General features: G+C 45.3%; 8 protein-coding genes. 7 read left to right on the top strand and 1 reads right to left on the bottom strand.

Annotated features, from left to right (window positions below; translation table 11 throughout):
* Positions 1-276 precede the first annotated feature (276 nt).
* Positions 277-1098: a hypothetical protein gene (locus tag Q0502_RS10735; RefSeq protein WP_298650576.1), complete on the bottom strand. Its 822-nt coding sequence runs from the start codon at positions 1096-1098 to the stop codon at positions 277-279.
* Positions 1099-1300: 202 nt separating this feature from the next.
* Here Q0502_RS10735 and Q0502_RS10730 point away from each other — a divergent pair, with 202 nt between their 5' ends.
* From Q0502_RS10730 to queA, 7 genes are all read left to right on the top strand, one after another.
* Entirely contained in the window at positions 1301-2737 is a 1437-nt protein-coding gene (locus Q0502_RS10730; protein WP_298650573.1) for an HD domain-containing protein, read from the top strand.
* Positions 2738-2950: 213 nt separating this feature from the next.
* Positions 2951-3940, top strand: a complete 990-nt coding sequence (locus tag Q0502_RS10725) for a TerC family protein (protein ID WP_298650570.1) — start codon at positions 2951-2953, stop codon at positions 3938-3940.
* A 103-nt stretch (positions 3941-4043) separates the two neighbouring features.
* Positions 4044-4922: a permease-like cell division protein FtsX gene (locus Q0502_RS10720; RefSeq protein ID WP_298650567.1), complete on the top strand. Its 879-nt coding sequence runs from the start codon at positions 4044-4046 to the stop codon at positions 4920-4922.
* 15 nt (positions 4923-4937) lie between these two features.
* Positions 4938-5186: a DUF3098 domain-containing protein gene (locus Q0502_RS10715; protein ID WP_298650565.1), complete on the top strand. Its 249-nt coding sequence runs from the start codon at positions 4938-4940 to the stop codon at positions 5184-5186.
* A 33-nt stretch (positions 5187-5219) separates the two neighbouring features.
* Positions 5220-6104, top strand: a complete 885-nt coding sequence (locus Q0502_RS10710) for an undecaprenyl-diphosphate phosphatase (protein WP_298650562.1) — start codon at positions 5220-5222, stop codon at positions 6102-6104.
* A 6-nt stretch (positions 6105-6110) separates the two neighbouring features.
* The gene (gene truB, locus Q0502_RS10705; protein ID WP_298650559.1) at positions 6111-6821 is read left to right on the top strand and encodes a tRNA pseudouridine(55) synthase TruB; all 711 of its coding nucleotides are present in this window, start codon (positions 6111-6113) and stop codon (positions 6819-6821) included.
* A gap of 31 nt (positions 6822-6852) precedes the next feature.
* The coding region (gene queA, locus Q0502_RS10700; protein WP_298650556.1) for a tRNA preQ1(34) S-adenosylmethionine ribosyltransferase-isomerase QueA at positions 6853-7873 on the top strand (1021 nt) is incomplete at its 3' end.

Below are 7873 nucleotides of genomic sequence, written 5' to 3'. Positions count from 1 at the left end.
TTCGTCGTTCTTTTTGTCCGGATCTTCGGTATCATTTATCGGGTCGTCATTACGGTCGCAGGCAAAAACACTTGACAGCAAAAGCAGTATAAAAAAAGTTTTCCGTTATATAAGCTTTAATTTACTATTCAGTCGTTTATTCCCCTGTCTTGTTCCTGATTTTTACATCTTATCTTATGCCTCATATTGATCATATACAGGCAGCCATGCGAAGTGCCCTGGGATATTACTATGAATTTTTTATTACGGTGTATTTGAATGTTTTCACTTCCCTTGTTATTGATTCCTGCTCTCCAGATAACGGATCAGGGCTTCGCTTTTCTCTTTTTCCAGTTTCAGTTGTTCGATATCCAGCAGCAGCGAAGAGAGTTCGAAGGAGTCGCCGACACCCTTTTTGGCGGCATCGGTCATTGCGACTGTAATGGTACGGTTACCGAGAAACTGAACAGAGACCGGATGATCCCGGAAGGTATAAATGAACCGAGCCACTCCGTTTTCACTGTCTCCAGTGTAGCGGACAATCTCATAGGCTTTATCCTGTGTATTGAACCGGTAATTCAACCCGTCGGAAGTGACGGCGAGCGTCTCTGCAAAATTGCCGTCGCTGGTGGTTACCCTGATCTTATTGTGTTTGATGGCACTTCCCGAAAGAATACTCTCTATAAAGAGCACTCCTTTCTCGCGCACACCCGAGCGGATACCACTCCGGCTTAAGGATGATTGATGGGGGTATGCCTTAGGATAATACTCCCCGAACTCCTGGTACCGCTCATCGCGTACATAATCGAACCTGCCGAGCATTCCATTGAGCTGAATATACTTTTCACGAAGCATAGAGTCGCAATAAAGGATATTCCTTCTGTTTTCCGCCATGCGTACTTCCTGCATAAGCGTAAACCCGGCGTTGATCTCATCAAAAGATTTAGGAAAAAGTATTTTAATGCTGTCAATCTTCAACTTAGCCAATGAGTAATTACCTTTCCGATATGCCTCTCCGGCTTCGGAAAGATATTCTCTTGCTCCTCTGTTTTTTCCCGAACAGGAAAAAAGAAGCAGTGAAAGAAGGATCAGCGCAGTGGTTTGAAAAGAAAAACGCATCTCAATAATAGCATTTTATATACTCGGAGAATTGCTCTCCGGCCTGTTTACCAGGACAAAATTACAAATATATTCCTCATCAGAAGCTGTTATAAAGCACAATTATTGTAATTTTGCAATTCGTAACAGATAATATGCTGTAATGTAACTACTTTGGTAGAATGTACATTCTACAGCCTATTTTTTAATGAATATACATATTATGGAGATATCCCAGGAAAAGATACTGGCGCATTTAGACAAAAAGATCTTCAGATTGATTTCCGAAGCGGCCGATGAGATGGGGGTTGCATGTTACCTGATCGGCGGGTATGTCCGTGATTTTTTTCTATACCGTCCATCAAACGACATCGATGTAGTGGCTGTCGGCCAGGGGATCGAATTAGCAAAAGCGGTAGGGGAGAAACTGGGGAAGAGAAGCAGAATCTCCGTTTTTAAAAATTTCGGTACGGCACAGATAAAGTACAAAGAATATGAGATTGAATTTGTGGGCGCCAGGAAAGAATCTTACCGGCTGGATTCCCGCAAACCCATCGTGGAGGACGGTACTTTGGAAGATGACCAGAAGCGGCGCGATTTCACCATCAACGCGATGGCTTTCTGCCTGAACGGTGAACGATATGGGGAGTTGCTGGATCCTTTTCACGGGCTGCAGGATCTGGAAGATCTGATCATCCGCACTCCTCTCGATCCGGATATCACCTTCAGCGATGATCCCCTGCGTATGATGCGTGCCGTCCGGTTTGCCTCCCAACTGGGGTTTGATATCTATCCCGATACCTTCGATGCCATCAGGCGAAACAGGGACCGGATAGGGATCCTCTCGATGGAGCGGGTGACGGACGAGCTTAATAAAATCATTCTCTCACCAAAACCTTCCGTCGGATTCATACTGCTGGAAAGAACAGGCCTGCTCGATATCATCTTTCCGGAATTAACCGCATTAAAAGGGGCCGAGACCAAAGACGGTATAGGGCACAAAGACAATTTTTACCACACTCTCATGGTGCTGGACAATATCACACGGCAGACCGACAACCTCTGGCTGCGTTGGTCAGCCCTTCTGCACGACATCGCCAAACCCGCTACCAAAAGGTGGGATCCGCGACTGGGATGGACTTTCCATAACCACAATTATATAGGGGAGAAGATGGTGCCCAAAATCTTCAGGAGGATGAAGCTCCCGCAGAATGAAAAGATGAAATATGTCCAGAAACTGGTGTCGCTGCATATGCGCCCCATGCAACTGGTGGAAGAGGAAGTGACCGATTCGGCGGTACGCCGCCTGCTTTTTGACGCCGGAGACGACATAGACGACCTGATGACACTTTGCGAGGCCGATATCACATCGAAAAACCCGGAAAAAGTGCGAAGGTTTCTCAATAACTTCAAGATCGTGCGGAGGAAATTACAGGAGATCGAGGAGAAAGACAAGGTGCGTAATTTTCAACCTCCGGTGGATGGCAATGAGATCATGGAGATCTTCGGCCTTCCGCAGTGCCGTGAAATAGGCTTGTTGAAATCGGCCATCAAAGAAGCGATACTGGAGGGAGAAATACCCAACGAACGGGAAGCGGCCTTTCAATTTATGTTAAAAAAAGCAGAGGAGATGAGCCTTACGCCCCTCAAGAGAGAGTAATTTCAGGCTGAAAAAACCACTTCTGATATAGCAATCCTTCAGACTAAAAAACAGAATACCTGTGAGTTTTTCTCATGGATCCGGCGGGTCGGGCCGGCGGGACGGTAGGGATGGCAAATCAAAAATGAAGCACCCCTGAACTTTTTACACCATAAAACGTTTCATTGGGATAGATTTTTCAGGTTATATAAACATTTTTATACATTCTCACAGATGGAAGTAAATTCCGCTTTTTGGATAGGATTTATAGTCCTCATTATTGTATTATTGTCTCTCGACATGTTTGTTTTTCACAAAAAAGGTGAAGCTGTCAACGTAAAAAAAGCATTATGGCTGAGCCTCTTCTGGATTTCCCTCGCACTTATTTTTAACGTGGGAATCTATTTTGTTTTTGGCCAAGAACCCGCGCTTGAATTTCTCACGGCCTATCTGATTGAAAAATCATTGAGTGTAGACAATCTTTTTGTTTTCATCCTTATTTTTTCTTCATTTAAGATCGCCCTTAAATATCAGCATGACGTACTTTTTTGGGGAATCCTGGGAGCCTTGATCTTCAGGGCGATATTTATTTTCGCAGGAATTGCACTGTTGGAGCGTTTTTCCTGGGTCATGTACCTGTTCGGAGGCTTTCTGGTGGGTACCGGAATAAAGATGGTGGCGGATTTTATCCGGGAAAAAAGAAAACAACAGAAAGAGGAGAAGAAAGATCTGAACAAGAGTTGGTTCGTGAAATTTACCCGTAGGATTCTTCCCACGACAAATGACATGTCTGAGCCTAAATTTTTCCGGAAGATCAATCATAAAATTGTGGCAACACCCTTTTTCCTGGCGCTTCTGGTGATCGAGATGACCGACCTGGTGTTCGCAATAGACTCTATCCCGGCCGTATTGGCCGTTTCTACCGATATGTTCATCGTTTATACGTCCAATATTTTCGCCATCCTCGGCCTTCGTTCGCTCTACTTTGCCCTGAGAGGCGTGATGGAGTACTTCTATTATTTGAAATATGCCCTGAGCGCCATTCTGCTGTTTATCGGAGGCAAGATGATACTCAATCACTATGCCCATACGAATGGGACGGGCTTTTATATTCCTACGGCCACCTCACTGCTTATCATAACGGCATTGATTGCAATATCGATTGTGGCGTCCGTAATCAGGAGCAAACAACTACAAAAGAAAATGATAGTGAAAAGACCTTAATATTTACCATTCGTTCTGTTTTCTGCAATAATTTTTATTACTTTGCAGTTTATTTGGAAAAGGCTATTTTGCTGCGTTTTCGCTTTCACTATCTGTAACTCGTATGTCTGGCAAAAAAAAAGTATCCACAGCCCGGTTCCTGAACGCTAAGATAACATCCACCATCAGTATTTCACTGGTTCTGGTGCTGTTAGGGATTACCCTATTGATCCTCTTTATGGGGAACGGTCTGTCGAAATTTGTGAAGGAAAACATGAGCTTCAATGTGATGCTCTCCTCCGAAGTGACAGATGCCGAAATATTGAAGATCAGAAATAATCTGGATGTACAGCCGTTTGTCAAGTCATCACGGTTCATCAGTAAAGAGGAAGCCAAGGAACAACTTGTCAGGGATCTGGGAGAAGACCCGGAAGAACTGTTGGGATACAATCCCGCACAGGACTGTATTGAGATCTTCCTCCATTCGGAATATGCGAACAGCGACAGTATCGCGGTCATCAACACGGTGATCCGACGGAACAACAACGTGACGGACCTGCTTTATCAGCAGGAGGCGATCGATCTCATCAATAACAACCTTTCGAAAATAATGACTGTTATGCTGATCCTTGCCGCCGTACTGTTGTTGATATCATTTACGCTCATCCGGAACACCATCCGGTTGAGTGTTTATTCGAAACGGTTTCTCATCCATACGATGAAACTGGTGGGAGCCACCGGCGGCTTTATCCGAAAGCCGTTCGTGGTGAATAATATTTTCACGGGAATCATTGCAGGGATCATAGCAGATCTGGCCATCTTTGCGATCATCACCTATTTCAGCAGAGAGTATGCTGAAATTCAATTTATTATCGGCACTATTGATCTGATCATCATATTCGCAATTGTGATCCTGCTGGGAGTAATTATCTCCACCATAGCCACCGCCTTTGCAGTAAACAGATATGTGAAAATGAGATCCGACCAGCTATATTACGTATAAAAAATATCATTCGATATGTCTCAAAAAAGTATTGCTCTTGGTAAAACAAACCTGATTATCTGTGGCATCGCCATTCTTCTAATTATTGCCGGTTTTCTGCTGATGACCGGACCGGCCACTACTTTCGAAAGCGGATTCGAAACCGATATTTTCAGTGCCAGACGTATAAAATTAGCTCCTGTAGTTTGTCTTGCCGGTTTTGTACTGATGGTAGTGGGCATTTTGTATCCCTCGAAAGAAAAAAGCAGTGTGTCCGGAAAATAGTTCAATGTCCGGACACTGCAAAATATATTATCCATGAGCATATTAGAAGCAATTATCATTGCGGTGGTAGAGGGACTCACAGAGTTCCTTCCGGTGTCGTCCACCGGCCATATGATCATTACACAGGCATTACTGGGAATGGAGAGCACGGACTTTGTGAAAGCATTTACGGTGATCATTCAGTTCGGTGCTATATTGTCGGTAGCGGTGCTCTACTGGAAACGTTTTTTTCGTCTGAACCCGATCATCATCTTCGATAAAGAGGCGGTACGCGGCATGCGGGCAGGAGAAAGGGTATGGACTTATCTTACACGGTTCATTCATAAATTCGATTTCTACTGGAAATTATTCATTGCCGTCATACCGGCCGGAGTAATAGGCCTGCTTCTCGGGGACCAGATCGACGCACTACTTGAGAATGTAACGGTGGTGGCAGTGATGCTTGTGGTGGGCGGGATCTTTATGCTCTTTGTGGACAGATGGTTCAACAAGCCGTCGCAGCAGCAGTCGATAGGGTGGAAGAGAGCGCTTACGATAGGCTTTTTTCAATGTATCGCCATGATCCCCGGCGTATCGCGTTCTATGGCTACTATTGTAGGAGGGATGACCACCAGGCTTACCCGCAAGAATGCCGCCGAATTCTCGTTTTTTCTGGCTGTCCCTACCATGGCCGCGGCGGCGGGTTATAAGCTCTATCAACTGCTGAAAGATCCCCTAAACGCGGCGATGCTGAAAGAAAACATGGTATTGCTTCTCCTTGGCAATGTGGTAGCGTTTATCGTGGCAATCCTTGCCATCCGGTTTTTTATAGATTTTCTTACCCGCTACGGGTTCAAAGCATTTGGCGTATACCGTATTATTGTAGGCGCCATACTGCTTGTACTGGTTTTTTCAGGTGTAAGCCTGACCATGATATAAGAGAGTATGGATTTTATCGAAGGTGAAATTCTATGTATCGATAAACCGCTTCACTGGACCTCCTTCCGGGTGGTTCGTGTTGTCCGTGCCAGGCTATGCCGGAGACTGGGAATAAAGAAACTGAAGGTGGGACACGCGGGAACACTTGATCCGCTGGCTACGGGTGTGATGATCCTCTGTACCGGAAAAAAGACGAAGCTTATAGAGACGTTGCAGGCTGAAACCAAAGAATATATCGCGCACATCCGTCTCGGGGCGACCACACCTTCATTCGATCTAGAGACGGAGATCGATGTCGAATATCCCGTGGCCCATATCACCCGGGAGATGACAGAGGATGTGCTCCACCGTTTTACCGGTGTCATAGAACAGGTTCCGCCTGCTTTTTCGGCTGTCAAGGTCGATGGCAAAAGGGCCTACGAGTTAGCCAGAAGAAAGGAAGATATTGAACTAAAACCCAAATTATTGGTTATAGATGATATCGAATTGGTTTCTTATGATATGCCGGATATCACCCTACGTGTGGTATGCGGCAAAGGGACTTATATAAGGGCGTTGGCAAGAGATATAGGAGCCGCACTTGGTACGGGTGCGCATCTTACCGGTTTACGGCGCACCAGAGCGGGAGAGGTTACGGTGGATAACTGCCTGAAAATGGATGAGGTTGACCGTTTTTTAGATGAAAATATTCCCTCTGCAATAAAAGAGAGTAAATAAAAATATAATTGATACAGGATTTTTTTAACTTATGAAGCTTTCTCAATTTAAATTCAATTTGCCGGAAGAGCTTATTGCGAAATACCCTACCATCCATCGCGATGAAGCCCGGTTACTGGTTGTCCACAGAAAATCGGATAAGCTGGAACACAAGACATTCAAAGATGTTTTAGACTATTTCAATAAAGGAGATTACTTTATCTTTAACAACACGAAGGTCTTTCCGGCGAGATTATTCGGTAACAAAGAAAAGACAGGCGCCAAGATAGAGGTCTTTTTATTGAGGGAGTTGAATCCCGATCAGCATCTGTGGGATGTGCTGGTCAATCCGGCACGGAAGATACGTATCGGCAACAAACTTTATTTCGGAGAAAATGAAGAGTTGGTGGCGGAAGTGATCGACAACACCACCTCGCGCGGGCGCACATTGCGATTTCTCTACGACGGGCCTTACGACGAATTTAAAAGCCAGTTATTTGCCATCGGGGAGACTCCCATCCCGGAATACCTGGAACGTAATGCGGAGCCCGAAGATGTGGAAAGATACCAAAATATATTTGCGCAACATGAGGGGGCAGTGGTCGCTCCCGCCGCCGGCCTGCATTTCAGCCGCGAACTGATGAAAAGGATGGAAATAAGAGACATTGAATTCGGTTATCTCCCTCTCCATAATGGATTGGGAGCCTATCGCATGATCGATGTGGAAGATCTGACAAAGCATAAGATGGAGTCGGAACAGATGATCATTACGGAGGAACTGTGCGAAAGGGTAAACAAGGCCAAAGACGAAGAGAAGAACATCTGTGCGGTCGGCACATCCGTACTCCGTGCGGTGGAAACGACCGTAAGCACCGACGGGCACCTGAAACCGAAGGACGGATGGACCAATAAATTCATTTTCCCCCCCTATGAATTCACACTCACCAACAGCCTGATCACCAATTTTCATCTGCCCTATTCAACGTTACTGATGATGGCCTGCGCATTCGGAGGATATGAAAAGATCATGGAAGCGTATGAAGTGGCGATCAAAGAGAAATATGCTTTCGGGG

It is taken from the genome of uncultured Proteiniphilum sp., from assembly GCF_937873925.1.
Lineage (GTDB): Bacteria > Bacteroidota > Bacteroidia > Bacteroidales > Dysgonomonadaceae > Proteiniphilum.
The sequence above is the reverse complement of the archived record's forward strand: the minus strand, read 5'-3'. Positions and strand labels throughout refer to the sequence as shown.

Bases quoted from the DNA above. Each gene is read 5' to 3' on its own strand.
- Q0502_RS10735 (WP_298650576.1), bottom strand. From the start codon at position 1,098: ATGCGTTTTTCTTTTCAAACCACTGCGCTGATCCTTCTTTCACTGCTT.
- Q0502_RS10730 (WP_298650573.1), top strand. From the start codon at position 1,301: ATGGAGATATCCCAGGAAAAGATACTGGCGCATTTAGACAAAAAGATC.
- Q0502_RS10725 (WP_298650570.1), top strand. From the start codon at position 2,951: ATGGAAGTAAATTCCGCTTTTTGGATAGGATTTATAGTCCTCATTATT.
- Q0502_RS10720 (WP_298650567.1), top strand. From the start codon at position 4,044: ATGTCTGGCAAAAAAAAAGTATCCACAGCCCGGTTCCTGAACGCTAAG.
- Q0502_RS10715 (WP_298650565.1), top strand. From the start codon at position 4,938: ATGTCTCAAAAAAGTATTGCTCTTGGTAAAACAAACCTGATTATCTGT.
- Q0502_RS10710 (WP_298650562.1), top strand. From the start codon at position 5,220: ATGAGCATATTAGAAGCAATTATCATTGCGGTGGTAGAGGGACTCACA.
- truB (WP_298650559.1), top strand. From the start codon at position 6,111: ATGGATTTTATCGAAGGTGAAATTCTATGTATCGATAAACCGCTTCAC.